The following is a 25,812-nucleotide window of genomic DNA, read 5'->3' on the forward strand; positions in this document are numbered from 1 at the left end:
TCACTGATCTTCCTTGATTGAGGTCATCCAGAGGGAGTTGGAGAGAAACTGCTCGGCATCGTCTATCGCGCCGGCAGGCAGGCAGTAGGTGAAGAGCGACTTCGGCCCCTTCGGCGCCGACCATCCACTGATTGCCAAGTAGCGCTCGGCCCACGTAGGCAACGGCGCGAAGAAGTCCAAAAACGTGCCGCCAGTTGGCGACCCGTCGCGGCGACGTCGAAAGGTCTGCGGAGTGCCGCGCTCCGCATCGAGCGCGGCCTGAATGCGCCGAGCCTCGTCCCAGCCCGGCGCGATGCTTGAGTTCACCGGAAGGTCCAGCACTGATTGCGGCACACCCCCCGCCATCTCGATGGCGCACCAGATTGGCGCGCCGTAGGCCTGTGGACGGCGCCCGGTGAAGATGCCCGTGTGCTCCTCGGCCGGCTCGTTCCATCGGCCCTTGTAGAAGTGCATCGGCCGTGAGGGGTCGATGATCGTCAGTCCGGTGACGACACCCGGGGCTCGCTCAGCGGCAAATTGCTTGCGCAGGTGATCGAGCACCTGCGCGGCAGGCTCGATTCGCGGTGCCTTGGTCCACTGCTCCTTCGAGATTCGGTGCAGTCCGGCCGCGATAAGCGTCTCTTGGCCCGTTGTCGGGTCTAACAGGACGGACCGTGTGTGCCCATCGTGGATGACCTCGACATCCTCGGCAACTTGGTCGACGAGCGCAATATTTCGTGGCCGGACCCCGAGCAGCATGTATTCGCCGGGCTGCTTCTCAACGAAGGATGGTGGGCCGAGGAACAGGAGACGAGTTCGTTCGCCCGGCTGGCGGAGTTCCAGCAGATCGCCGGACATCAAGAGGGCATCAAGCGCCTCGACGACTGTGTCACGGTCGAGATCCTCGGCCAGTGGTGCGAGTGCATTCATGACGGTATCGACGATCTGACGAGGCGAAGCCGGACAGAGAAACGACGCGGTTCGTCGCAGTGAGGCGCACAGTGCCTCAGTCGAGAGAAGGTCGATCACCTCGTGATCCAGGCCGAGGATGGCCACCGCGCGGGCGGCGACCTCAGCCCGTTCGATCCGTTGGACGGTCATCCCACGCCTCCCGCTACTTCATCGATCGTTCCCAGCACCGCAAAGCGAGCAGATCGCACAAGCACTGGATCGGTGAGAACACAGCGCAGGTAGTGATTCAGCTCGTCCTCGTCCCAGTCGGCAAGCTCGCCAGGGGAACTAGCGAGTTGCAGCAGGAATCGAGCGCCCTTGCGGGTGTCCTTCATGCCGCTCGACGTCGCCAGGTCGGAGATCGCTGCGGTGAATCCCACGATCAGCGCCTCCGGAGTGTTCCACTCCCATAGGCGCGAGGCGATCGCTTGCGCCGTCGCCCGCTGCGGCGTCGTATCACCCACCAGCTTCTGGGCGCGATTCAGATCGACGTCCTCCGGTGCAAGGTCCGCGATCTGGTGCTCAAAGTGCGCCCACCGCCCGGGAGCCAGCATCACTGCCATCGCCGTGGTGAGCGTCTGAAGCACCCGCACCCGGTCTCGCACACCAAAGGGGTGGGCAGGCAGCTCGGCGGCACTCCAGCGGCGGTGGTGGTGGATGAGCGTGCAAACCTCGTCCAGTGACTTGGGGCGCGCAGGTAAGGACGGTGTTGTCGGCCCGATCCGAAGCAACTCGTTGGGGTCAGGCGGGATGATCTGTCCCGCAACCTGGTCACCGCTGGAAGCCCACAGCAGGCCGCCTCGGGGTGGGCCAATGAACTCCTGTTCTGGAGCGTGAGTTGTCGCACTGAGCGGACGATCCATCGGGTAGAAGTCAACCGAGACCGACTCGCCGTCGGTTCGGTCGATGAGGCGTGCCCGATAGCCGCTCTGGTGGTCCTTGTTGAGTACCCACCGAAGGCCGCGGAAGCCGCGTTCGCAGGCGATGCGGGCGAACCCGACCCCCGCCCGGCTGATCGTCACGTCGGCCACGTCGGCTTCGTCGTAGTGTCGCGCCAACTCGTTGCTCTCCCGAAGCTTCGAGAACACCCGGCGCCAGTCTTCTCCCGATACCGGCAACTCCAAAGTTCGCTTGAGCGTGTCGCCCAGCGGCTTCGCGTCCCCGTCTTGCAGCGTGATGAGCAGATCGGCTCGCGTCGCCTCGGGGCCGTCCACCTCGATAACGGCATGGCCGTCCCACAACTCCGGCAATGTCGGCTGTGCGGGGGAGGTTCGGACGCGGATGCCCTCGCCCGCCGAGAGACCTTCGGCCGGAGCTTGGGGGTCGACGATCGATACCGTGAGCGTCCCGCTGACCTGGCGCGCGTCGTGCTCGGGGTCGCCCAGTGACACCACAACCTCATGGGTGCCGGTTGCCAGCCCGTCGAGCGACAGGAACAGGTCGGTCTCACCGGACGGCCATTCAACGTAGTACGGGTCGCCATTGATCGTCAGGCGACAGTTCTGCGGCGAGTGTTCGGCGTGGATCATAACGAGGATCGGCTCACCGGCGAGCCACTCGGCCGCGCCCTCGCCGTCCCAACTGCTGGCTGCCACTCCCGCCGGCTGAATCGATAGATCCGACACAATCGAAAGTCCGGCCGCGACGAGCGCCCTTGACTCTTCCTCAGAGATTGCCTTTGGCACGTCCAGTGAGTACATGGTCGTGCCATTGACGGCAGGCTCGACAGGCTCGCACCACGCGACCTCCGGCGGATCCAGGTCCGGTGCTCCGAGGATGACGTACCGGCCGCCCGGGCGGACGAATTTGCCCTTGATCTCCGGCGCCGGCTGTCCCTGTTTGCGCCGGAAGACCCACCACGGGCCGCGCGTCATTCGGCACTGGTCTGCAATCAGGAGGTTCACTTCTTGCGGCGCGCCTGCCAACTGAAGGAACGGGTCCCGGGGCGACGGCCAGGTGGACAATTCGATGGGTGCGAGTGCATAGAGGAGGGCTCCGCTCCGGATGATGTCCTTTGACCCGGCCACGGAGGCTCGTGCGCGACGCATCTCGTCGTAGACGACATGCAGACGATGTTGCAGCGGCTTCAGGTCTGGGATGACCGCGTAGGCGTGCCAAACGCCGTCCAACTCCCTGAGTTGCAGCTTCGGGTCCGTCAGGGCAGGCGGACGTCGTTCGACCTTTCCTGTCCCTGCGTCACCGCCGCCTGACGCCGCCTTGAAGTTGCGAGTCCGGACCGTGCTGGCGCAGCGCCGCGCATCGTGCAGCCACCGCCGTGACTGGCGCTCGCTATTGAGGCTGTCGACGAGACGGTCAAGCGTTGACGACTCGATGTAAGGCGAGGGCGTGTCCTCGCCTGAGAGGAGGAGGGCGACCGCCACGTGGCCAAGCAGGGCGGTGTTCTGACAAAACTTCTCTAGCCGTTCGCCGTAGTAGCGCGACCAGGAGTGGAGCCGGATGCCCAGCGCTTGGGGATCGTCCAGCAGGCTCGGCCACGCCGTCCGATAGTCGAACAGCATCCGAGCCAGTTGCACTTGCAGGTAGCGAGGCAAAACGGCGTGGGTGATCGGCCAGGCGATCTTCCGGAACGTGGTCGCCCAGGCGCCACGGGGGATCGCGCCGCCGTACTCGCTGGAGAACTTGTTGAACCATGCGCGAACGCAGTCGCGCTCGTACTCGCTGTCGATCCAACCCGGCGTCGCCTTCGCATAGATCGGCCAGAACTCGATGCCATCGTAGATGTAGCCAACCTCAGCGGCGTGGACGACGAGCGGCAACCACCAGCGACTCGAAGCTCGGGTAATGATGCGCTCGGTATGCGCCGCCACGACGGCATCGTGGAGGAGCTTGCGGTCGTCCCCATCCAGTCCGTGTTCGAGCGCGAAGACCGGCGCCGGCGTGCCGAGTTGCTGGCGTCGCTCATGAATCGCGCGGAAGTGCGCATCGAGCAGACCGTGGAAGAACTCCAAGGTTTCGGCGGTGCTGCCCTTCCGGACTTCAACCATCCCGGAGCACCCCCTTTCTCACTCGACCCAGGCTGCGTGCATCAGTCTGGTGGATGGGACCGATAGTTTCAGGGGATACGGGATCAGATGTGTGGGAAGCGCAAAGTCCAACCCGGCATTGGCTACAGCGTCGGATAGATGACCGGCGATCGGCCTGCCAGAAGAATGGGAGTGCTGCAGCCCCCTCAAACATCGAGTCATGCGTCGCCACCGGATCAATGATCGTGCGCTGCGGCTTTGCCTCGCTCGTCATATGGACCCCCTTTCCCTTCTCGAATGACGCTAGACGGCGGTGGTGACAACCGCCTTCAGGGTTGGCCCTGGCCGTACGCGTTGGGCCGCGACTGCGCGTCACGTTCGGAGGACCAGCGCGCGGCCTGTGGCAGGTATTTGGGCGCGGCGCGTGGGTGGCGTTGTGGCCTGTTTTCGCGGTCAAGGTAGGTCGCTTGCGCGCTCCATCAGGCGTAACCACTCGTCCACTTCCAGGCGACCCCCTCGAACCGCTGAAAGCGCTTTCAGCGCGTCCTGACGGGTCCCGTTCGTCCCCGAAGTCGCTCACAACGCGCGACAGACCCTCCACGGAACGAGCCAACTCATGAGGCAACAGCATCCGCTCAATCTCCATTTCCATCGGGTGAGGCCGCACGAGCACCGCGCGTCCCTACCCCACGGCAGCATCCCTCAGCTACCCGCCCCAATGGCCGGTTCGACGTGAAGCGCCCTGGGTTTCTCTTCCAGCCGAGAGAAGATGAGCACATGAGCGACCTTGAATTAGGAACGCGCACTGCAACGCGTCTCTGCTTCGAGCACCAGGAGCTTTTGCTGCGGCTTATCCTGAGGCTCGGCGAGGCAGAGTTGCGCCGGCCTTCAGCGCTGCCAGGTTGGTCACGGGCTCACGTCGTCGCACATTTGGCGCGCAATGCAGATGCGACTGCGCGGCGGGTCCACGGAGCGTTACGAGGTATCGACGAGCCCAAGTACCCCGGTGGTGAGGGACAACGCACGAAGGAGATCGAAGTCAGCGTTCGACAGTCGCGCACAGATCTGCTTGCCGACGCAGAACGTTCCTTTCACGTCTTGGCGACCGCCTTCGGGAAGCGGAGGCAAACGGCTGGCCTAACGGGCAGTACATGGGAGGCGGAAGCTACCCAGTGACCGCCTGTCCTGCACACCGACTGCGTGAAATCTTGATGCATGGCGTGGACTTGGACATTGGCCTGACGCCGGTCTCGTGGCCAACGGAATATGTCGACTGGGAAATGGGAGTGGTGGCTCAAACGTTGACGGAACGGATCAGCGGCACCGAGCAACGCGCCGAAGTGCTCGCCTGGCTGACTGGCCGGGCCGAGTCCGCCGTGGGCTGGCGTATAGATCCTTGGGGATAATCGTGAGTTCTTGGACGCGACCTGGAGGGAACAACTCCACGTATGAATACCTTGAAGAATCGGCACATGACCACGCCTGAGGCTGTGGCGCACGTCGTGCGTGAAGAACGCACTGCGCAGGGGTGGACCCACACCGAACTCGGCCGTCGCGCGAACGTCGACGAGCAATTCGTCGCCCGACTCGAACACGGTCACGACCGCGCAGCACTCGCGCAAGTCCTCGCCGTGCTCAACGTCCATGCCACCGCGCTGCCGTCCACAGCACCGGAGGACAACATTCACGCGATCGATCTCGACGCGATCATTGACGCTCACGCCTGACCTGCTCCCGCTGAGCTTCGCTACCCGACACTCTGTGGTGGATGGACGTCGTCCATGAACCGTGCTGTCGTGAAAAGAAGCGGTCCGCCGCCTTGGAATCCTTGCGGCACACCGGCAGGGCGCGGCGGCGCCTGGTAGGCCTCGAGCTCATCGAGCAACGGGTCCAGTTCCTCGACCTCGGCACTGGACAGGCGTCGGTGGAAACGGGGCGCGTCTTGACGGTCCGCCAAAGTCACAAGCAGCGCGGGGTTCCCCAAGCCGTCGCGGTTCGTGACCAGGGCGATCATTGTGGGCGACGTCTCGTCATCCGGAGACGAGGGGTGCCACGCGAAGACCACGAAAGGGCTGTACGTCTCGCTCAACACGTTTCGCCAGTGGGTGACCCACCCGCGCGGCACGAGGAGGGCTTCCAACGAACAGGCCCTCTCGTACAGAACAGCCGCGTCGAGAGAACCGGCGATCTCACACAGGGCCACCTCGATGCCGACACGAGCCCGATCAGCGTCGGGCGGACTCTGCCCGGAGGGCCCGTCGTGGCGCTTGTGCAAGTTCGTGAGCATACGATTCGCGGCGCGGTGAAACCCCTTGTAGATCTCGTAAGTGACAAGGTCTCGCACCATGCTCACAAGCTACTTCCCGACCTGATCGATCACCGACTGCAAGTCACGCACGGCAGCCTGGTTCTTGCCGGTCCGGACCGCGTCGGCGAGCACCCCGAGCCCAGCGCGCTCGTTCCAAGCTGAAGCCGCGCGATCCGGCTCAGAAGCACTCTCAATATCCTGGCGTGCTTCGTAGTCGAAGTTCTCCCGGCCAGTCACGACAGTGAACCCGTCCCCAGCAAACTCGCCCTTCTTGTCGGTGACCGTGCACGTGAAAGACGGCCCCCGGGTGGCTTGCCCAATGGTCCCATCAACCTTGGTTCCACCATCGGTCGAGACATGGGTCAACCACCGCGCCTGCTTCATCCCATCCCCGACCAAGGCACGGCACGCCTCGGTCGCGGCCTGCTCCGACTTAATCGCCTCAGCGAAGCTCACCTTCACCGCCGGCGACGAGGACGAGGACGAGGCCTTATCACCCGCACCGCTGCCACCCCCGCAGGCAGTGAGCGATGCAAGGGCCACCAGGCAGGTAGCGACGGTGCGTGTTGGGTGGGCATTCATGGCCAAGGCCTCCGGTCGATGGTTAGGCAGATCCCACCCTACCGAAATGCCCAACTAGTAGGGCAGACATTCGCGCCCTTCTAGCGTGACATCAGGTGCATGCCCGCACGCCGTTCCGCCGCAACGCCTGAGCAGCAGGAACGGTGGCAAGCCAGCCGCATGCGAGTAGGCGCGAACATCCGCGCACAACGCGTACGGGCAGGCTTGACCCAGGAGGCTCTGGCGCTCGAATGCGGTCTGAGCCGCAATCAACTCATTGAAGTCGAGCACGGCCGCAGGGGCCTACTCTTCGAGCGGTTGGAAGACCTTGCGACTGCTCTTGTCGTCCAACCCTCCGATCTTCTCAAGTGACCAACTCCGGCTGAGCACCCCGCGGTGGGCGGCCAGTTTGCACTTCGAACTACTGACCCCACGTCGAATGACCCGAACTGCGGTCTAGGGGTGTCACCACAGGGCGACGTCTAATTGGGGTGTCCAACAGTCAACACCGGACCGCGTTCTCATGCGTCGACCTCGCCGTCATGACCTCCAATGGAGGGGCCGACCTTGCCTCGACGGCACCGACTGGCCACCTTCAGCGAAGCGATCATCCAAGCGCCGCGCTTGAGGGCAGGGTTTGGCGCACTACCCCTAGCTGACCGAGTTGGATCGGTCAGTTCGTCGAGGCCAGAGATCAACCCCAAGGGCGTCCTCCAGGCGGGCGATGGTGGCGAGGTCGGCCCACGTCTTGCCGTTCAACACCTTGCCGATAAGGGTGTGGTCAACGCCCGTCTCGGCGGCGACCGCACGTGCACTACGCCCGCCCATCGCTTTCCTGAGGTTCACGGCCAAGAGACGTGCCACTTCCCCAGCGGAATCACTTGCCGCAACGTCCGGCCAATTCGCCGACAGCTCCCACGGCTGAGGTCGGCTATAGCGGGGCATGGCCTGATGGTATCCCGAGGCCGAGCTTCTGATCTGAGGGCTGGCATGCGGCACAGTTTGGAGATTAGTATCCCCGATATGTCGTGTCAACCATCGCGGGCGCACTCCGGTGCAACCACCTTCGTCGACGCAGGGATAGAGGCAGGAAGCGGACCAGCCAAAGCACTAGGAGACTGACGTGTCGCCAGACGGAACTCCGACAAGATTTGAGTTTGACCAGGCCGTCGAGCGGGTTCGCGCAGAGCAGCGCATCGATCCCAGATGGCGCTCCTCCACCCAGCCCCCTCCTGTGAGAGCGGGTGGGGTGACGTGTAGGACCTCTGCTGAGGTGTACGCGGCCTACGTCCCGGGACCGCAACACGAAGTCTCGCGGGAACTGTGGGCGGAGATCGGCGCATTCGTTCGCCAGTGTGTGAGTCAGGCGCCTTGTACTTCGCCGGCGACAGCCCGAACACGAATGTCCTACGCGACATCCTTCGTCGCTTGGTGCCATGCACAGGATGTGCCCTTGGCCCCGGAAAGAGTGTTCACGCCAGAACGAGTCGAAACGTATGCAATCGGCGTACTCAGCGGTCGCGCTGATCGAAGCGTCGGATCTATCCGGGGCGCGTTGAGAACCATAGGCATCGCCTGCACGACGAAGGCGGCCTGGTCACGTCCCGTGACCCCGCTACGAAGAAACGCCTACCTCGCTCTCCCCTACACCGCAGACGAGACGCAAGCACTCTTCGAGGTAGCAGAAGCACAGCGCAACGCGAGAGCTCGTCGATACTTTCGGACGCTGCTAGTCGCGGGGCTGGGAGCCGGCCTGCTCAGTGGCGAAGTCGCGGTGGTGGCCGCCAAGCATGTTCTCCGACATCCTGTCAACCCCCGGTTGTGGGTCATCGTGTTGCCGGACCGTCTCGTACCCGTTCGCCAGGACGTCACCGCAGTGCTTGAGGAGTTGTGCGCATCACAGCCCGAGGGGCCCCTATTGGGAGAACGGGTGTCGGAGGCCGCGGCGGTGAAACACCGCAGTCACGCACTGCGACGCCACCTCGACATCCCGCGTGGTGTGCCGCAGCTATCCCTTTCGCGACTGCGAACGACCTGGGCAACCGCCGTTCTGTCGGAGGGCGTCACAATCGCTGAATTTCTTCAAATGGCCGGAACGACTAGTGCCAAGTCCCTTGAGCTTTACCTCCCCCACGTTCGTGTTCGCACCGATCTCGAGTGGATGTCGATCGCGTCAGGCCAGCCGCCCTGTGAGCAAAACCACCCTTCCGCGCGCCGGGAAGGTGTGAGCGCACACGCACCCAGGACCTCATGAACATGACACACCTTGGGCCTTCCCCCACCCCTTACCGGAGGCCACACTTGGCGGGCCGCATTGCGTGCAGTCCACAGCAAACCAGCAACACAAATACCGCGATACACCCGCCATTTTCCCCTAGATGGCGGGTGTATCTCGCGTTTTCACACCGGTCGGAGGACGAAGCGGACAGCGGCGAAAACCCCCCTGCCGCAGTCGTCACTTCGCTGTTTGGCTTGATTCAGGTCGAAAGACCAGCGCGATGCACGGACAGCCTCAGACCCCTGAGCCGCCGACAACGCGTTCCAGATCGGGGCCTGACCGCGCAACACGTAGGTCCTGAACCACACACCAGCAGAAATCAGACATGCGAGGGAGGTGACAGACACCAGACGGCATGCCGGCGCCGAGCAGACACGGCACCCATCCCGGGCGAGGCGCGAGCGTCACACCACGACACTCACGCCCCGCGACGCCGGGACCGACATATAGCGGCTCGCTGCTGCAACAGCGGCCACCACGATCAACCGCTCAGCGAAAGGACGCGGCTGATGAATTCAGTACACCCAAAAACTCTCAGCACTGAAACCCCCCACTGCTTCAGCGGCACACCTGACGACCGGGTGACGGCATTTCACAACGAGGTCGCACGTGTCCGGTCCCAGGTAGCACCGGAGTTGTTGTTTCACCCGGACCGGCCGAAGCCCATCGCAGTTGGTGGCGTGGTCTGTCACACCAGCGCAGAGGTCATCGCCGCGTACGAGCCGACTCGGAGAACCTGCACGGCCGGCGAGTGGAAGCGCATTGAAAGCCTCGTTCGTGAGAGTGTTCGGCTCGCCATCACGAACGGGCCTACGACAACTCAGAAGCGCTTGAAGGTGGTCACGGCGTTCTCGTTGTGGTGTTTGCGGCTCGACGTGCCTCTCTCAGCGGAGCTGATCTTCACGCCCGCCCGGGTCGAGCAGTACGTCGCGTCCTTGCGCGGAACACGATCGGATCGTTCCCGACGAGAAGTGCGGAGTGAACTCAGCAGCGTCGGGCGCGCGGCGACGACCCGAGCGGGGTGGGCACACCCGGGACCCAACCTTCGCGAGCACCCCACGGCCTGTCCGCCTTACACGTCGGGTGAATTGAAAGGCTTCTGGGCGGCTGCCGGCGCACAATCCACAGCGCGCAGGCGCGAGATTCTCACGAGTGTCCTGACCCTTGGGCTCGGCGCGGGTTTGCGACCGACGGAGATGCTCGAACTACGCGGCGAGCAGGTCCTGGAGCATCCGCTGCATGACAATCTCCTCGTCTTGGCGCTGGTGGACAGGCTCGTGCCGGTACGGCGCGACGTTTCGGACTCCTTGCGACTCCTGTGCCGGGCCCGCCCCGTCGGGCGCCTTCTTGGCGGATCGAGCACGGCGCCTAGCGTGTCGCGCGGTTGGAAAGACCTGAGCACATTCGCCCTGCCCGCTTCCTTGCCGCCTCTGACGTGGATGCGTTTGCGGACCACGTGGGCCGTGAAGTGTCTCTCGGGCGAGGTCACCATCGCGGAGTTCGCAGCGATGGCTGGCCTCCACCACAGTTCCGCAGTCTCGAACTACCTCGCGTACGTTCCGGTGCGCTCACAGCACGACGCATGGATGCCACTGGCCGCCGGGATGAGGTCCCGCCGTGGCGGCTCGCAGCCTGATGGACAGATCGGCTGACATCACGATGACCAACACGAGCAGGGCGAGCCGAACAGACGGGCTTACCGCCATAGTCATCACCGATGAAGAACACGGGATGGCACCGGCGACCGCTGTCCAGACGGGTTCGTGGGACTTTGATCGCGCCCTGGCCGCCGTCCGTCGAATGGAAACGGTCAAGATCGTCGCGACGGAGCTCGATGGTCACCGCCCCGGCCCCCGACGCTACCTTCCCTGGGAAGCGTGGTTCACCGCAATCGCATTGGCGGTCATGCACTCACGCGGCCAAGCTCACATGACAGGAGCGCTAGCCGTCATTAACGGACTTACGCCCACGCAACGGTGGCAGCTGGGGCTGCGAGGCCTCGACATCACCTACGCCCACGTGGAGTCAGGGCTCGAAACCATCATCAAAGCGTGCCGTCCATCCGTGAACGTGAAAACAGGACAGGTCCGGCCACCTCGACTCACCCTCACAGAACACGACATCGCCAATTCTCTGATCCGTGCCACCCACCCCCCAGGGATGGTCTTGTCAGACACGATCGCGATGGATTCGACCGACTTCGAAACCGATGCTGCGCGCCGCTCCCGCGCCAGCCTGAACGTCCTCGGACTGGCCGGCGAGGCCATCGCTGGCGACTCCGACAAAGAGACACCAACGGAAGTTGTCGACGGCAAGGTCATGCGCCGCTCGCGCCACCGGACCCGAGGCGCACAGGTGCGCGCCTTTCCCTACGTCGGTGCCGACAAGCGGCTCGTGCACTCACTCGACGAGGACGCTAGGGATGGCTACCGCTCGGGCAAACAAATGAAAGGCAAGGACACGTTCCTCGGCTATGACCTCCACATCGCGACCTCGACGCCCGTCAAAGGCTCAGACGCACGGGCAGCACTCGCCTACGGGATCGAAGTCGCGCCTGCTGGCTCATCGAAGGCCAGGGCCGGACTTAACCTGATCGAGCGTCTGAACCGAACATTCGAAGAAGACGGTCACAGGATCGCGGCCGTGTGCGTGGATCGTGGCTACTCCATGGCCAAACACGAGAACTGGGCGCTCCAACTGAGCAAGCAGGGCATCGTCCAGCACCACGACCTTGGCGAAAAAGAGACCCGTCTCGCCCCCGCTGACAAGCCGGGCATCATCTTTCTCGACGGCCACCCGTATATCGCGAACATGCCCAAACGCCTGAAAGAACTTCGCCGCCCGGGCCTAGGCGCTACCAAAGAGGAGAAGGCGGCCGCGGCGCGCGACTACGACGAACGCCGTGCCTACGCGTTCTCCGCCAACGGACCAGCCAAGTTGAGCCCACGCGATGAGAACGGCGAGGGAAAGGCAACAGATGGGGACCAGCGCTACCGTGGCCCCGTCCTCACGGGCAAGGTCCGCTGCCCCAACCACCCCCGCTCCATGCGTTGGGCAGAGCACAAGCCACTGACTAACTGCGACGCGGGCACGAAGTGTGCTTGCGGGGCCACGATCACCGTCAAGGCAGCCGACCCTCGCGCCAAGCACCGCCAGCCCGAACTATTCGGCACCAGCCGCTGGCACGAGGCCTACGGCGCCCGCAACATGTCCGAATCCTTCAACGCCTCCGTGAAGAAACACCACATGAGCCTGCAACGCCACAGTGCGCGCGTGTTCGGACTCGCGAAGAACACCATCATGCTGGGATTCATCGTCGCAGCGACCAACATCGCCGTCCTACGCACCTGCTACAACCACGACGACGGCAAACCCGAGCAGCTCCCACCCGCAGGCACCCCAGTCGAGCCCCAGCCAGCGGGCGAACTGACCGTCTTCAACGACGACCAACCACCCCGAGCCGGGCCGCAGCCAAGCAGCGAGCCTCCGCTTGAGCCCAAGACAAACCGAACACGCCCCACACGCAGCTGACACGCACAGCCAGCAATGGCCCCAGCCCGGAAACACCCGGACTGGGGCCATATTCATGCCACAAAACGCCACGTGCGCCCCAACCATGACTCAGGTGCCAACCCAAGCCACCCCCACCCCCTCAACGACGCTCCACATACCCCCGAAAAGCACGAATCCCGGTCCGAGATCTCTCTCAAACCGGGATTCGTGAACTCAAGCCCACCTATTTCGTGAACTACCCCGCGTGGGTAGTTCACAAATTGCGAATTCGATTGGAACCCAACACCGTTCAAGCGGGGCTGAAGCGAGGTTGCACACTAGGCGGGTCGAGTTTTGCACACTTCCCGTAACCGGTTACGACACAGGACGTTTCGCATGTGTCGGCCGTTGCGGCAGGGAGCTAGGTGTGGCGGCCCGGCCACACGGCCCTGCGCGTGGGGTGTGCGCCTGAGGCAGCGCACTAGGCTGCTCGGCGTCACTTAGGGTGGTGCTGCCCCGTAGATGACCACCAGCTACCTACGGCGTGTCGTCTAGCGCGGTAAGAGCCCTCCAGTGGGCCGGAGACGTCTTGGCACAACGACGGAGTTTCATTTGATACAACGGCCCTCACGCTAGCCACCTAGCGAGGCGAGATGGGCCCAGAGGAGCAAATGATCAAGGCGCGGTTCACGCATCTGCGGGAACGCACCCTCGACCTCACAGCCTTCTGCGTAGCGCAGCGCTGTCTCACGCGGCTCAGCCATGGTCGTTCCGGCGTGGTCCGCCATGAGACCCAACTCGATTACGGCGACCTCTACGCCCGCCGACAGCTCTGCCAGCTAATCGACGCTGGAGGAGCCGCAAAAACGAGTCACTGCCGACGCCAGACTCCCGGCTGTGACGTAACCATATTCCGACCGAAATCGTCATGCCGACGACGCGCAGGACGCACGCCTGCTTGTTCCACGCGATGGAAGTCCGCTCCCGGGGGAGCTTGCGGACCTCGCTTTCGCGCGGATCTAGCCAGCATCTCTTGCGGCCTCCAAGAACCTCGCAGCACACCAACATGACCCTGACGAGAAGGGGTTGCACGGCAAGAAAAATCGTGAATAGCTAACTATCGAAGGTGATCGAAATGTTCAACTAGCACTCTACTTTTTATTGCATCCGAAGATATTTCAGTCAGACTGAAGTCCTTCGCTGCGGCAGGATACTCAGACTCGGTCAAGTGAAATTCTCCAAACGCCCGCGACAAACCTCCTTCGCCTTCGACGGACTTTAAGGAATACTCTAAAATAAACCCGTCAATAACGTCAAACGCACGAGGATGATTCTTGAATGTTGGATAGAGCGCGAAGAACGCCTCCTCCCTTTCCACGAGTCCTGAAAATATTCTTGGAAATTTCGTCACCAGCCAAACATCTTCCAGACGCCATCAAACCAAGACCTCTTAATCTTAACGTGAATGTTCGTCTTCCCATGATTGAAGTTCGAATAGTTTCCACTATATCTCTTATTGCTCTTATGGCTAGTTGCCCTATACGTTCTCTTTCCGCGATACATTCTCCCACCCCAGTTAGTCCTTGATTTCGTCGCACGCCCCGTCCAGAATCTACCGGCCAAGCGGGATGTACCACGAGTAGACCGCAGAGTTTTCTCGGCCCTCACGCCAGCTTCCACTGCCCTAACGCCTTTGTACAAGCGATAGCCACGATACGCCCAGGTGACACCCCCGACGCCCGGAACGAAACCGGCGGCCGTCCAAGCGATATCGGCCTTGTGATGAGTGGTCCAATTCCACGCCTTGCTGCAGCATCCCCGGAACGTGGTCCAGTGCGTGGTCGAACAGGGACGGATGGTCGGTGTCGACGAGCGCCAAGGCAACGAACCGGCCACGTTCGTCATAGGCAGGTTCAGCCAGGATCGAGTTTCGGGGATTGGTTCGGCCGACAGCTTCCGGGCGCAGACGCGCCCGCAGTGACGGAGCCGGCAGAGCATAGGTTTCAGGAAGTCCGAGGGCCGTACGGGTGCGGCTACGGACCTTGGCCCATGCATCTTTCGGCATCCATTGGTACTGCATCGTCTCACGGGCGGCCTCGACACCGTCGACGAAGGCCGTCATCTGCAGGGTGAGACCAACGAGCTCGTCGCCTCGCGTCTTCTCTTGGACGGGCTCAGCCATGACGACGCAGTGACCCGGAGCGCTCCCAATGCGAAGGGAGGCGGGTTCTAGGATCCCATACTCCGCAGCTGAGAAGACGAACTTTCGATCCGTCGACACGCCGCGATATTCGTGGGCGTAGTAAATAGCCACCTGACGAAACACCTCAACCAGCAGTAGGGAGTCGTAGTTCGTCGCTGTCCCCCGGTGATCACTGAAGTAGGCGTGATTCCTGGGAAGCTGCGCGGCAACCGCGACCCCCGTCGGCGTGCGGTGGGAGTCTGTCAGGAACACCTCGGAGATGGCAGCTCGGTGCACCATGCCCCGCGGGATATTGTGGTGGAAGCACAAACCGTCTTCTTGCTCCAGACTGACCTTGGGCGCAGTCGCTTCCAGTTCTGATGTTGTGCTCATCGTGCCGTTCCTCTCGGTTTGGTCTAGGGGCTGGCCGCCTAGACTGTCTGTGAGTGACCTGTCCGCGTTCGTTGTTCTTCTCGAGTCGAGACCAGGAGGGGCCGTCCATGCCCGATAGCCAGGGCCACCCAAGCGTCGACGAGTTCGACCTGAGTGCCGTACTGGCTGCGCTCGCTGACCCCAACCGCCGGCGCGTGATCGTGCAGCTGTGTCATGAGCCTGAGGGGACCGAGCAGTTCTGCACTGTGTTCGGCCTCCCCTGGTCGGCGTCGAACCGCACTCACCACTTCAAGGTGCTGCGTCAGGCAGGGTTGATCTGGCAGCGTGATGTGGGTAATGGTCGAATGACGCGCCTTCGCCGCAGGGAAATCGAGGCGGTCTTCCCTGGCCTCTTGGAGGCAATTACGAGGGCGCACCGCCAGGATGGTGCCAACATGAGTCAAGCGACCAACTCCTGACCCTGAGCGACTGGCAATGTGGTGGGCCTGTGAATCAACACGCCGGTTTCCCACTGGATAGCCTCAGCCGGACATGCCAGGCGCAAGTCAGGCACGTTCCTAGCCAAGTAGTCCACGGTTTGCGTGATCTCCATACGCGCGAGAGCGGATCCCATGCAATGGTGCATGCCGTAGCCGAACTGAAGGTGGCGGGGACCGGAACGGTTGAAGTCAATGACCTGCGGATCGGGAAAGACACGGGCATCCATGTTCGCCTCATGAACGTCGGCGACAACCACTTCACCACGAGTGATGCTAGACCCGCTGGGAAGGCGAATATCCTCGCCAGCTACCCGCGGGAACGTCGAGATCGTGCCTAAGGGCAAAACCCTGATCAGCTCTTCGACCGCAGCGGGGATTCGCTCGGGGTCGTCCGTCAGCGTGGCCCACAACTCAGATTCTGCTAACAGAACGAACATGACCTTACTCAGGGTGCTCAACACGTTTTGATCACCCCCCACAATGGATCCGAGCAAAATCGCGCTCGCCTCCGCAGGGGTGAGAGCGTCGTCGAGGTTGCCCCCCGCGTCGAGTAGACAGGCAATGAGTCCATCGCCGCGGACACGTCGGCTGGTAACAAGTCCCTCAATGTAGGCATACAGCTCCGCAAAGTGGGCCTTTAGAGAATCGACGTCGTCGCTTGCAGCCATCTGCATCTCAACGGCATGCTGATGAAATGCCGGGATCTCATCCGGATCGAGGCCGAGCACCGAGCAGTTGACGGTCACCGTGAGAGGTACTAACACCTCGCTCATCAGATCCGTGTTCGAGCCCGGTCGGAATAGCTCGCTCAGTGTTTGGCGAACCGTGTCTTGAGACTGCATAAACGAGGCAGCACTGTAAAACCGGTTGGCAAGCCCCTTCAATCGAGCGTGATCGGGAACGTCGAGATTCAACAGCATCTCTGGAGGCATCGTGGTGGGCAGGTAGCTCGGCCCCTCGTCCGTGTTCGTACATGCGCGAAGGAAGGACGGGTCGCTGAGCACCGCCTTCACGTTGGCATAGCTGGTGAGGTGCGTCGCGAGATGACCAGTGGGCAGCTGGATCTGTGGTAGGCCGCCTGGCGATAACGTCTCGGTGGCCTGGTGACCCGAAAACGGCGGGGCGAGTCCGGGGATTTGGGCGACATTGACAGTCATGGCGTCTCCTTAACCAGGTGGGTTCATGCAGAGGCGGTCGCCTCGGCGTTTCTGGGACCTCGCTGCAGCAGTAGAACGATGAGGGCGAGTCCCACGGTCAGTGCTGCGATGGTGGACACGACGCCGTGGAAGGCATTCGCGTACTCGTGCGGGTGCAGGAATTGTCCGGCAGCGGTCTTCTGCGCCTCACTGGACGGCAGGGATCGCGCGATGAGTCGCTCCATGGCGAAGCCATAGGCTGCGACGCACGCTGCCTCGCTGCCAATGCGGAAGAAGTTGAGAACGCCGGCGGCGGTGCCGCTTCGTTCTGGGGGGACGACGGCTAGGGCGTGCCCGTCGACGAGCCCAATGGGCAGCCCGAACCCGAACCCGAGCAGAATCATCGCGGGGAGCGCACTGATCGCTGAACGGTCAACTGCCACTAGAAGCATCAGCAGCGAGCCGACAACGAGGCACCCGAAGCTGGCAGCGACCACGTGCCGGACATCGATTCTCGCATCAGGGTGACTCGTGAGCTTGCCGACGAGGGTGGGCGCGATCAGCACAGGAAGCGTCATTGCGAGCATGAAGACTCCAATGGAGCCTGCGCGCATGCCGAGCACACCACTGAGAGCAGACGGCAGGTACGTCAGCAGGGTGACGAACGCGAGCGATCCCCCAACTGGTACCAAGCACATGGCAAGAAACTCCCTGTTGCGCAGCAAAGACGCGTCAAACACCTTCTGGCCGGCCGCAGCCTCGTGCTTGATGTGAGGGATGGCCCCGGAGGCCAGCACCGTGAGCGCGACGACGACGCCTTGCGTGGTGAAGACCCCGCGCCATCCGAACGCGGCCAAGAGGAAGCCAGAGATGCTGGGGCCGAGCGCGAGTCCCAGGCCGTTAACTGTGCCAAACAGAGCGAATGCGCGACCGCGTGCTGCCCCTTCGTAGGCGTTCGACAGGATGGAAGTAGCCCCGGTGAGGACCGCGGCAGCACCTATCCCGGCGAGCATTCGCGCCAGGTCCAGCACAACCAAGTGAGGGGCGAGGGCACTGATCAAGCTCGCCAAAACGACGCAGGCTCCGCCGACGCGGAACGTCACGCGATACCCGAGTCGATCCCCGGTAGCCCCCCAGATCAGAGCGAAGAGTGCGAAGGCGACGTTGAACCCGTTGACGACCCACTGCAAGGCCGTGGCAGAGCTTCCGAGGGAGTTGGATATCTCGGGCAGCGCGATCGCCGTGCCAGAGATCGACAAGGGGGTGACGAACTGTGCCGTCAGGATGACGGGAAGCATCAGCCGGCCACTGTCGCTCCGGGCGCTGCCTTCCTCACGAACCGACACTTCAACTACCTCCATAGGTTGAATCATATTTGTAGGTACATGAACCTTTATACACTTGGTGGCGGCGCCCGCCGGGCGACCGCGCGCGACGATCGCTGAATGTTCACCCCAACGAAAGAGTTCTGTAATGACCAACGAGCGTGTTGACGTCCTCGTTGCCGGTGCCGGACCAGTGGGCGCCCTCTTGACCGCCGAACTAGCCTCCGCCGGGGTGAACGTCCTGGCCGTAGAACCCCGCACCGAACCGGACCCTCGCCCCCGTGCGGGCACCCTTCATGCTCGGACCATTTCGCAGCTGGCGCGCCGTGGTTACCTGCCAGGAAAGAGCGTTCACGAGCTCACTGCCGCCGCCTTGCCCAGGCAATACGCGCAGTTTCAGTTCGCCGGGAGGCCGGGGCTGACCTTGTCTGTCGGCGGTATGGAGCCGGCCCCGCTGCTGGGCCTCTCGCAACAGGAGCTCGAGCTCCACTTCCTCCGAGCCATTTCTCGACACGGAGGCCGGGTCTTACGCCGCCACCGCGTCACCGATGTGACGCATCACGGGGACGGCGCCTCAGCCGTGATCGCTGATGAGCGTGGTGACGAGCGCGTCGTCGAAGCAACGTTTGTCATCGCAGCCGATGGAGCACGCTCCACTGTGCGACAGTTTGGTCAATTCACTGCTGTGGAAACCCCCGCGACGATGCGAGCCGTGGGAGCGTTAGCAACCTTTCGGGGTCAGCCGTCCCTGCCGGCTGGCTGGAACCCCACCGCCACTGGCTGGACAATGACGAATCTCAACCCCTTCGGTCCGAGCCGGATCATCGCCCTCGACTTTCAGGCTGTAGCGTCCCCGAATGTCGCGCCATCTGAGACCGACTTCCAGACGGCCCTGAACCGGGTCGCAGGTCATACTGTCCATCTCCAGGATGTCCACGCCCTCACCCAGTTCAGTGACTTCGGGCGCTACCTCATGAACATGGTCGACGGAGCACTCATCACGATTGGCGATGCCGCGCATGTCCACTACCCCTTGGGCGGGCAAGGCATGAATACGGGCCTTCAAGACGCCATCGCGCTGGGCTGGAGACTTTGCCGAGTCCTAGCAGACCCCACCAGCCGTACCACCCTCGACACCTTCAGCCTGCAACGGAGCGCAGCCGCTCGCGCCGTGATTCTCAACACCACAATGCAGTCACAAGCGATGAATCCAGCCCTGCCTGGCGCCAGCGACGCTGTCAGCACGATGCTGAAGATCCCCGCTCTCCACGACTCGCTAGCCGCGCAGATCTCCGGCACCCACCAAGGTGGCTTTGTCCCAGACCTGGCCCTGACGGGCAGCGAAGGTGACACGACGCTGTCTTCGGCTCTGCAGGAGCATGGGCTCGTCAGGCTCACTCGACGGCCTAGCCACGAGGCAGGCGTGTATCAACTTCACCGGAACGCGGCATACCTACTGATCGATGATCTCGAGGTTCGGCCCGACGGTTACACATCGAGAAGCGTCAACGAGGCACTCGTCCCAAAAGCCCCGGTCCCGCACGCGTCGGAGGAGGGCTAGCTGTACTGACCAGACAGGTTGGTTGAGCGGGACGGCCGGCGGAGCTTAGGAGCGAGACTGCTGTGGGCAGCGCTGCTCACAGCAGCATCGTGCGCACGTGCTGACGTTTGCGGGTCAGGATCGGTCCATGAACGAGACGACCACCGCGCCGCCAGGGCGGAGCCTGGACGAGGACATGTATCAGCGACTGTTTGCCCGCAGGATCCTGCTGCTGGGTGAGCCGTTGGAGGACTGGAACTCGAATCGGTTGTGCAACGGCATTCTGCTGCTCGCAGCACAGGATCCGCACGCTGACATCCGACTCCTGATCAACTCACCCGGCGGCTCGGTTCCAGGCATGCTCGCGATCCGTGACTGCATGAGGGCCGTGGAGTGCGACGTCGCCACCATCAATATCGGGATGGCGTACAGCGCCGGCCAATTCCTCCTCTCCTCGGGCACGAAGGGGAAGCGGTACGCGATGCGTCATTCCAAGGTGCTGCTACACCAGGGGTCGGCGGGCATCGGTGGCACCGCGATGGACATCGCCATCCAGGCGGCCGACCTTCGCCACACCCGCGACACCGTGTTGTCCCTCATCGCCGCCGACACCGATCAAGACATCGATATCGTCGAGCGCGACTCCCGCCGAGACCGCTGGTACGACGCCGAATCGGCGCAGGCGTATGGCTTCGTTGACCACATTGTCGACAGCGCCACCGATTTCCTGCCCGCCGCCCCCTCGACCCGAGAGCGGGCCTGATCATGAGCACCTACGCCATCCCCTATGTCACGACTCGCACACCCCAGGGCGAGCGCACCATGGACATCTACTCACGGCTGCTGTCCGAACGGATCGTCTATCTCGGCACTGCCATCGACGACGGCGTCGCCAACGCGGTGATCGCCCAGCTGATTCACCTCGAGGCCGACAACCCCGACCAGCCCGTCCAGCTCTACATCAACTCACCCGGTGGCTCCATACCCGCGATGCTGGCCATTTACGACGCCATGCAGTACGTCCACTGCCAGGTTCACACGACTTGTGTCGGAGAAGCCTCGTCAACCGCAGCAGTTCTCCTCGCCGGCGGGACGAAGGGGCACCGGGTTATGCTCCCGCACGGCAGAGTCGTCATCCACGCGCCCGCAGCTGAAGGCCGGGGAACGATCCCCGACCTCATCCTGGAGGCCGAAGAAGTCGAGCGGGTGCGCATCATGCTCGAAACGATCCTCGGCGAGCACACGCACCGAAGCGCAGATCAGATCCGCGAGGACACCGAACGCGACCTCATCCTGACCGCGCACCGGGCACTTGAGTACGGCGTCATCGACGACATCGTCAAAAGGCGCCCCTAATAAGGATTCGTCAGGGCGTTCACGCCGCGAGGCACGTCGGGCCGCTTCGCACCCCGGTAGCGGCTCGACGTGCCAGTTCCGTAACGCTCAATTCGAGCGCACCGGCCACAGCGCTCAGAACCTCGGACGAGGCATCCTTACGACCACGCTCGACTTCCGAGAGGTACTGAGGTGCCACACCTGCCCTGGAAGCGATGTCAGCGATTCTCTCTCCCCGCTCGTGGCGCTCCTGCCGCAGCTGCTCACCGAGCACCTCACGCCACAACCGCTCAGGCTGATCACCCGGCAGCGAAAGTCGAATCACGTCGCCCATAAGCAGCACTCTAGGCGTACTAAGCGGACGTGTTGATCGGCAGACGGCTTCTGGCTAGGCAGTTTTGATGCCGATGGTGGTTGCGCCCTTCCCCCGTGCGTTCAAAACGCTCTCGAGGAGGCCGGGGAACCGGGCTTCGAGGTCACCGCTGCGCAAGTGGACGTAACAGCGGATTCCCTCGTCTCGGGTCCTGGTGACGCCAGCTGCGCGCAACACCTTGAGGTGGTGACTCAGCGTCGAGTTGGACACCGGCGCATCCAGTTCTCCCCATTGCCGCTCGGCTCCATCAGCCAGCAACTGCACCAGCCCGAGGCGCACCGGATCGGACAGCGCCGACAGCACGACGGTCAGTTCCACGTCGTTCAGGTCCGGGTGCTCGCTCTTGGCCACGAGCCCATCATCCCACTAGCCACCTTATTCGATGTTCGACGAACAACGAATAAGGAGATCGATGAGCCGCCCCGCCTGGACCCTCGGCCTGTTCCTTGCCACCCTCGCGCTGGGAACCGACGAATACGTCATCGCAGGAGTCCTCCCAGCCCTCAGCACGGACCTGAACGTCAGCGTCGGCGCCGCCGGCCAACTCGTCACCGCCTTCGCCCTGGCCTTCGCACTCGGCGCCCCCGTGCTGGCCGTCGCTCTTGACCCCCTGCCGCGACGCACCACCCTGTGTGCCGGGCTCGTCGTGTTCGCACTAGCCAACGCCGCCGCCGCGCTCGCCCCCGCGTATTGGCTGTTACTGCTCGCCCGCGTCGTGGCGGGACTAGCAGCCGCAGCGATCTCGTCGACAGCCTTCGCCGCCGCAGCAGAGGGAGCTCCCGAAGGGCAAGCGGGCCGCTACCTGTCCATGGTCACCGCGGGACTCACCACTGCCTTGTTCACCGGCGTCCCTTTGGGCGCATGGTCGGCGGACGATGGGGCTGGCGCACCACCTTCGCGGTGATCGTCCTCGCCGCCTTGGCCGCCCTGGCCATTCTCGCCACGACCCTGCCGAACCTTCCCGGCGCACCACGTCAGCCTCTGGCCACCCGCCTGGCACCGCTGGCTCGTCCCGCCATCGCTCGCCTCGTGCTGGCCGTGTTTCTCTGCGGAACCGGAGGTCTCATGTTCTACACCTACCTCGCGCCGCTGCTCGCTCAAGCCGGGCTCTCACGTCAGCACCTGCCCCTCGTACTGCTCGAGGTCGGCGTCATCGGCGTTCCGTCAGCCTTCCTCGGTGGGTGGCTGGCCGACACGTACGGCGCCCGCAGAGCACGCCTGGTCGTCATCGGCGGCCATGTGATCGCCCTCGCCATCCTGGCCGCTCTGGTCGCTGCGGATGTTCACTGGCCCCTTCTGATCGTCGCCATCGCGCTGTGGTCTGTGTTCGCCTGGGCACTGAACCCGCCGCTGCAGGCCAGCACCATGAAAGCAGCCCCCGACTCACCCATGGCAGCCGTCGCCCTCAACATCAGCGGCCTCTACCTCGGCACCGCAGCAGCCGCCGCACTCGGCGGACTCCTCGCCGACGACCCACGACCCGCCTGGATCCCACCGGCCGCCACCATCCTGCTCGTTCTCGCGTGGCTCAGCGCCAGCCGTCGAACCGAAGCGTGAACACTGGGATGCACGGTCAGGCGCAGCTTCGACCGTGCGTGGGCAACCGGGCGAACGTTGAATAAATCCTCGATCTCCTCCACCGGACTCCAACACCACGGTTCGGGAGCGAGGGTCGCTCAAGGAATCTCGTCACGCGCAGGGCGGGGCCTCTTGAGGCAGCATCGGCTCGCCCACATCGGGCAGAGCCGAGACTAACGGCAGGCTGACCGCACGGGCGAACGCCCACAGCGCGGGTGAGCACTGGGCTTTGAGACGGTCCGCGTCTGCCTCGTCAAACGGCGTCGCTCGATCACCGTTCGTTATGTGTGTTTCGGTGAGGGCTCCGACGCTTGCTTGGAGACGGCCCCAGGGTGCGCCGTGGGTGAGCGTCGCGGTTACCTGATACCGGGGCTCGTCGGGGTGTGCTTCAACTACGAGTTGCCATGTCGTTTGGGGTGCCGCCGGAGGGTCGGTCTCGGTCCACGTCACCTTGAGGTGGAAGAGAGCGATGGCGGTGAGGGAAGGCAGGGGAGGCACGGACCCCGATTGTGGTCTTTCGGGTGGGCTCGTCTGGTGCAGAGTCATTGTGAGGCTCCTGAACGGAGCGTGGTCATCGGCGTAGTCGTCCGGCCATGGTGTCGAGGGTCTTTTGGAGCGCCTCAGTTGCTTGGGTGGGGATCTCTCCTGCCACGACGCCGACTCCTTGCTCCGTGTTGGTTGCGGCGACGTGGGTCTCGGTTTCGGAGTCGTGGTAGCTGACGCTGTTGATGCGGTCGTTGAGGGCCGTGATTGTGTTGGCGAACCGCAGCGAGGCGTGGGTGCCGGTGTCAGCCTTGTCTTCCACGGTGCAAGTGATGACACCTTCCGTGCTGGTGTCCGCATATGCCTTAACGCTCAACTGGGCCGGTTCGGTTCGGCTCCACATGAGGTCTTTCGCGACGCCGGTGCCATCGCCGAGCAACGACGTGCAGGCCTTCGCCGCCTCGGTGTCGCTCTGTGCCGCTTTGCCGATGCTCACCGGCTCCGGTGGTTTGTCCTGGGAGCAGCCCGCGAGTGTGAAGATCAGCGCGGTGATCACTGCGCCTACCTTGCTGGGTGCGCTCATGGTTCAGCCCTCCCGAGTGGCAGTGCGCCACCGCCACACTTCATCGTCATGTAGGAAATATCCTACAGACTTCCCCACGGGGCGCACCTAGTTTCGCGGTGTGCCACGCGAACCTCGACCCCCACACCCGGGACGCGTCGTCTTCGCGAATCGCCTCAGGGAACTGCGGCTGGACGCGCACATGACGCAAGAACAGGTCGCCCACCGCGCCGACTTGGATCGCAGCTTCTACGTCGACATCGAGCACGGACGCCACTCCGTCAGCCTTGACCGCATCCTCGACATTGCCGACGCGCTGGACGTAGAGCCAGCATCCCTGTTTCGACGGTCCTCCTGACGAGAACGGGCCCAGCTTGAAGAGTCAGAGGCGCCCCATTACGTCCCCAGCATGAGAGCCGCGGCACCTCCCACATTCAGTTCCACTTCATGACCGTCCCCTGTGCAGCCAGCTCGGGTGCCTCCGCCACGCTCACCTGGGTCAACGCGACCATGAGTGCCGCTGGCAATCAGAATCGCGATCACCCGGCTCATCTCCAGACCGAGCAAGACGAGCCCAATACGACGGCTTCTCACTCACGAGGGTTATTCACCTATGAGCGCGACGGCCAGGAGAAAAATCCCACCAGGAAGAAACCACGCGATCAAGAACGTCCAGGGCGGGGCCGTGAGGTCATCCAGAACGCGCACGGCGACCTTCTGGGCCTTGATGGCGCCCGAGCCAGGCGAGACGGCTGAGGCACCGACGACCGGGATAAGACGACTGATGGCATCCCGGCGATCCGTGTCGCCGGCGCGCATTAGGTCAATCGCTAGGCAGATCGCGACACCGAGGCCGAGGAAAATGCCCGCGATCTCCACAGGGGTCTTGAGAGTCTCTACGAGCAGCTTCTCTCGATCGGAGGCCCTAGTTGCATGGGAGAAGTCGGATCCCACGTACGCACCGTAGAGCGCTGTGCTGCCGATGACTAGCGCTGATCCGAGAGCCCGGATTAGCCAAGTGACCCGCGATAGGAGCAACGACGCTTCGCGCAAGGGTGGCAGTGGGGGAAGTGTCGCAGTGACGGCCGCGGTCGGCATCCAAGAGAGAAGAAATAGCAATCCCAGCAGCCCAGCCGCTACACGAGCTGGGAGCGTGATCGCGACTACAACCCAAGTGACGCCGCACAGCGCGCCGAGCTAAAGGGCCGGGTGCGCTGCCATGCCTGCTGCACCCCGCAGGTCACTCATAGAAGGCTTGTGCATGGCATCAAGTTAGCGACCTGCGGCGACACTGAGGCGCCCCCGTATCCGAGCGTGCTCAGCCAACGCGTTGACGGAGGCCCATTATCACCGTCCTGTGCGCTTACGCGACGCCGACTGGCGAGGTTTCGCCAGGGCGGACAGACCCAGCTGGATGTCCAGTCAGCATCCCTCGTGACCAGGGCGGGCGTAGCCCTGGGGTAGTTCCCAGAGGCGACGCGTGCGGCTCTCAGGGCAGACCGGTAGGCGCGCAGGGGGCCGTCCTACCCGTTACGCCGCTGGGACCGGGTTGGCCACAGGTCGCAATCGAAAGCGTTTTCCAGCCGGGTGATGGTGGCGAGATCTGCCCATGTCTTGCCGTTGAGAATCTTGCCGATCACCGTGTGATCAATGCCAGTCGCCGCCTCTACCGACCGTGCGCTCCTGCCCCGGATCGCGGCTGCGAGGTTGAGGGCAAGTAGCCGCGCGGCTTCGCCCGCTGGATCGGACGAGGGAGCGTGCGGCCAGTCTGCCGACAGCGCGTATGGCTGGGGTCGGCTGGGACGCGGCATGCGTTGAGGGTACCCGGCTGTGGCCGCGCACGGTTCATCGACTATCGGTGTCATCACTGTGC

The 25,812-nt window shown here is 63.4% G+C and carries 23 protein-coding genes and 1 pseudogene; 11 read left to right on the forward strand and 13 right to left on the reverse strand.

Translation table 11 applies throughout. The annotated features are described in order from the left end of the window. Together H7F30_RS02810 and H7F30_RS02815 are read right to left on the reverse strand one after the other, a co-directional pair. On the reverse strand, nucleotides 1–1,080 hold the full coding sequence (locus H7F30_RS02810) for a hypothetical protein (RefSeq protein ID WP_118913884.1): 1,080 nt from the start codon (nucleotides 1,078–1,080) through the stop codon (nucleotides 1–3). After that, on the reverse strand, nucleotides 1,077–3,935 hold the full coding sequence (locus tag H7F30_RS02815; protein ID WP_118913886.1) for a hypothetical protein: 2,859 nt from the start codon (nucleotides 3,933–3,935) through the stop codon (nucleotides 1,077–1,079). The genes H7F30_RS02810 and H7F30_RS02815 overlap by 4 nt, the downstream gene beginning before the upstream one ends. Nucleotides 3,936–4,691: 756 nt before the next feature. On the opposite strand from H7F30_RS02815, the gene H7F30_RS15045 reads away from it, so the two are divergent. Both H7F30_RS15045 and H7F30_RS02825 read left to right on the forward strand, forming a co-directional pair. Then, nucleotides 4,692–5,090, forward strand: coding sequence for a maleylpyruvate isomerase N-terminal domain-containing protein (locus tag H7F30_RS15045; protein ID WP_118913888.1), 399 nt, complete (start codon nucleotides 4,692–4,694; stop codon nucleotides 5,088–5,090). A 296-nt stretch (nucleotides 5,091–5,386) separates the two neighbouring features. Next, nucleotides 5,387–5,641: a helix-turn-helix domain-containing protein gene (locus H7F30_RS02825; protein WP_182434754.1), complete on the forward strand. Its 255-nt coding sequence runs from the start codon at nucleotides 5,387–5,389 to the stop codon at nucleotides 5,639–5,641. A gap of 20 nt (nucleotides 5,642–5,661) precedes the next feature. Here the strand turns inward: H7F30_RS02825 and H7F30_RS02830 are convergent, their stop codons facing one another. Together H7F30_RS02830 and H7F30_RS02835 are read right to left on the reverse strand one after the other, a co-directional pair. Then, complete coding sequence (locus H7F30_RS02830) at nucleotides 5,662–6,261, reverse strand: hypothetical protein (protein ID WP_118913892.1); 600 nt, start codon at nucleotides 6,259–6,261, stop codon at nucleotides 5,662–5,664. Nucleotides 6,262–6,270: 9 nt separating this feature from the next. After that, the gene (locus H7F30_RS02835; protein WP_182434755.1) at nucleotides 6,271–6,804 is read right to left on the reverse strand and encodes a hypothetical protein; all 534 of its coding nucleotides are present in this window, start codon (nucleotides 6,802–6,804) and stop codon (nucleotides 6,271–6,273) included. 159 nt (nucleotides 6,805–6,963) lie between these two features. Between H7F30_RS02835 and H7F30_RS15050 the strand changes: the two genes are divergently transcribed. After that, nucleotides 6,964–7,155: a helix-turn-helix domain-containing protein gene (locus tag H7F30_RS15050; protein ID WP_370563168.1), complete on the forward strand. Its 192-nt coding sequence runs from the start codon at nucleotides 6,964–6,966 to the stop codon at nucleotides 7,153–7,155. 279 nt (nucleotides 7,156–7,434) lie between these two features. Here H7F30_RS15050 and H7F30_RS15055 read toward each other — a convergent pair whose 3' ends face one another. Beyond that, nucleotides 7,435–7,728, reverse strand: a complete 294-nt coding sequence (locus H7F30_RS15055; RefSeq protein WP_118913996.1) for a helix-turn-helix transcriptional regulator — start codon at nucleotides 7,726–7,728, stop codon at nucleotides 7,435–7,437. Nucleotides 7,729–9,570: 1,842 nt separating this feature from the next. Here H7F30_RS15055 and H7F30_RS02850 point away from each other — a divergent pair. Then, nucleotides 9,571–10,713 (forward strand): hypothetical protein, encoded by a 1,143-nt coding sequence (locus tag H7F30_RS02850; RefSeq protein WP_147362679.1) that lies wholly within the window; start codon nucleotides 9,571–9,573, stop codon nucleotides 10,711–10,713. Further along, entirely contained in the window at nucleotides 10,679–12,592 is a 1,914-nt protein-coding gene (locus H7F30_RS02855) for a hypothetical protein (RefSeq protein WP_147362680.1), read from the forward strand. The genes H7F30_RS02850 and H7F30_RS02855 overlap by 35 nt, the downstream gene beginning before the upstream one ends. Nucleotides 12,593–14,237: 1,645 nt before the next feature. Here the strand turns inward: H7F30_RS02855 and H7F30_RS02860 are convergent. Then, nucleotides 14,238–15,128: an AfsA-related hotdog domain-containing protein gene (locus H7F30_RS02860; RefSeq protein WP_187036568.1), complete on the reverse strand. Its 891-nt coding sequence runs from the start codon at nucleotides 15,126–15,128 to the stop codon at nucleotides 14,238–14,240. Nucleotides 15,129–15,235: 107 nt separating this feature from the next. Here H7F30_RS02860 and H7F30_RS02865 point away from each other — a divergent pair, with 107 nt between their 5' ends. Further along, complete coding sequence (locus tag H7F30_RS02865) at nucleotides 15,236–15,586, forward strand: helix-turn-helix transcriptional regulator (protein WP_187036575.1); 351 nt, start codon at nucleotides 15,236–15,238, stop codon at nucleotides 15,584–15,586. On the opposite strand, the gene H7F30_RS02870 is transcribed toward H7F30_RS02865, so the two are convergent. Both H7F30_RS02870 and H7F30_RS02875 read right to left on the reverse strand, forming a co-directional pair. Then, nucleotides 15,568–16,764 carry a cytochrome P450 gene (locus tag H7F30_RS02870; RefSeq protein WP_187036577.1) on the reverse strand — a complete coding sequence of 399 codons (1,197 nt, stop codon included), beginning with the start codon at nucleotides 16,762–16,764 and terminating at the stop codon, nucleotides 15,568–15,570. The genes H7F30_RS02865 and H7F30_RS02870 overlap by 19 nt on opposite strands. Nucleotides 16,765–16,787: 23 nt before the next feature. Then, on the reverse strand, nucleotides 16,788–18,104 hold the full coding sequence (locus H7F30_RS02875) for an MFS transporter (RefSeq protein ID WP_187036579.1): 1,317 nt from the start codon (nucleotides 18,102–18,104) through the stop codon (nucleotides 16,788–16,790). 112 nt (nucleotides 18,105–18,216) lie between these two features. On the opposite strand from H7F30_RS02875, the gene H7F30_RS02880 reads away from it, so the two are divergent. The 3 genes from H7F30_RS02880 to H7F30_RS02890 all read left to right on the forward strand — a co-directional run bounded on the left by H7F30_RS02880 (nucleotide 18,217) and on the right by H7F30_RS02890 (nucleotide 20,964). Further along, complete coding sequence (locus H7F30_RS02880; protein ID WP_187036581.1) at nucleotides 18,217–19,629, forward strand: FAD-dependent monooxygenase; 1,413 nt, start codon at nucleotides 18,217–18,219, stop codon at nucleotides 19,627–19,629. Between the two features lie 127 nt (nucleotides 19,630–19,756). After that, entirely contained in the window at nucleotides 19,757–20,371 is a 615-nt protein-coding gene (locus H7F30_RS02885) for a ClpP family protease (protein WP_187036583.1), read from the forward strand. Nucleotides 20,372–20,373: 2 nt separating this feature from the next. Then, nucleotides 20,374–20,964, forward strand: coding sequence for a ClpP family protease (locus H7F30_RS02890; RefSeq protein WP_187036585.1), 591 nt, complete (start codon nucleotides 20,374–20,376; stop codon nucleotides 20,962–20,964). A 19-nt stretch (nucleotides 20,965–20,983) separates the two neighbouring features. Here H7F30_RS02890 and H7F30_RS02895 read toward each other — a convergent pair whose 3' ends face one another. Together H7F30_RS02895 and H7F30_RS02900 are read right to left on the reverse strand one after the other, a co-directional pair. Further along, entirely contained in the window at nucleotides 20,984–21,277 is a 294-nt protein-coding gene (locus H7F30_RS02895) for a helix-turn-helix domain-containing protein (protein ID WP_187036587.1), read from the reverse strand. A 54-nt stretch (nucleotides 21,278–21,331) separates the two neighbouring features. After that, on the reverse strand, nucleotides 21,332–21,667 hold the full coding sequence (locus H7F30_RS02900; protein ID WP_187036589.1) for a helix-turn-helix transcriptional regulator: 336 nt from the start codon (nucleotides 21,665–21,667) through the stop codon (nucleotides 21,332–21,334). Between the two features lie 61 nt (nucleotides 21,668–21,728). Here H7F30_RS02900 and H7F30_RS02905 point away from each other — a divergent pair. Further along, nucleotides 21,729–22,873: pseudogene (locus H7F30_RS02905) on the forward strand (MFS transporter). 592 nt (nucleotides 22,874–23,465) lie between these two features. Here H7F30_RS02905 and H7F30_RS02910 read toward each other — a convergent pair. Then, on the reverse strand, nucleotides 23,466–23,960 hold the full coding sequence (locus H7F30_RS02910; protein WP_187036590.1) for a hypothetical protein: 495 nt from the start codon (nucleotides 23,958–23,960) through the stop codon (nucleotides 23,466–23,468). Nucleotides 23,961–24,060: 100 nt separating this feature from the next. Between H7F30_RS02910 and H7F30_RS02915 the strand changes: the two genes are divergently transcribed. Further along, on the forward strand, nucleotides 24,061–24,297 hold the full coding sequence (locus H7F30_RS02915) for a helix-turn-helix domain-containing protein (RefSeq protein WP_255464931.1): 237 nt from the start codon (nucleotides 24,061–24,063) through the stop codon (nucleotides 24,295–24,297). Nucleotides 24,298–24,542: 245 nt separating this feature from the next. On the opposite strand, the gene H7F30_RS02920 is transcribed toward H7F30_RS02915, so the two are convergent. Further along, complete coding sequence (locus tag H7F30_RS02920; RefSeq protein ID WP_187036594.1) at nucleotides 24,543–24,893, reverse strand: hypothetical protein; 351 nt, start codon at nucleotides 24,891–24,893, stop codon at nucleotides 24,543–24,545. Nucleotides 24,894–25,462: 569 nt separating this feature from the next. Next, complete coding sequence (locus tag H7F30_RS02925) at nucleotides 25,463–25,750, reverse strand: helix-turn-helix transcriptional regulator (RefSeq protein WP_167539817.1); 288 nt, start codon at nucleotides 25,748–25,750, stop codon at nucleotides 25,463–25,465. Nucleotides 25,751–25,812: the final 62 nt, after the last annotated feature.

Source organism: Dermacoccus sp. PAMC28757 (assembly GCF_014302635.1).
GTDB lineage: Bacteria > Actinomycetota > Actinomycetes > Actinomycetales > Dermatophilaceae > Dermacoccus > Dermacoccus abyssi.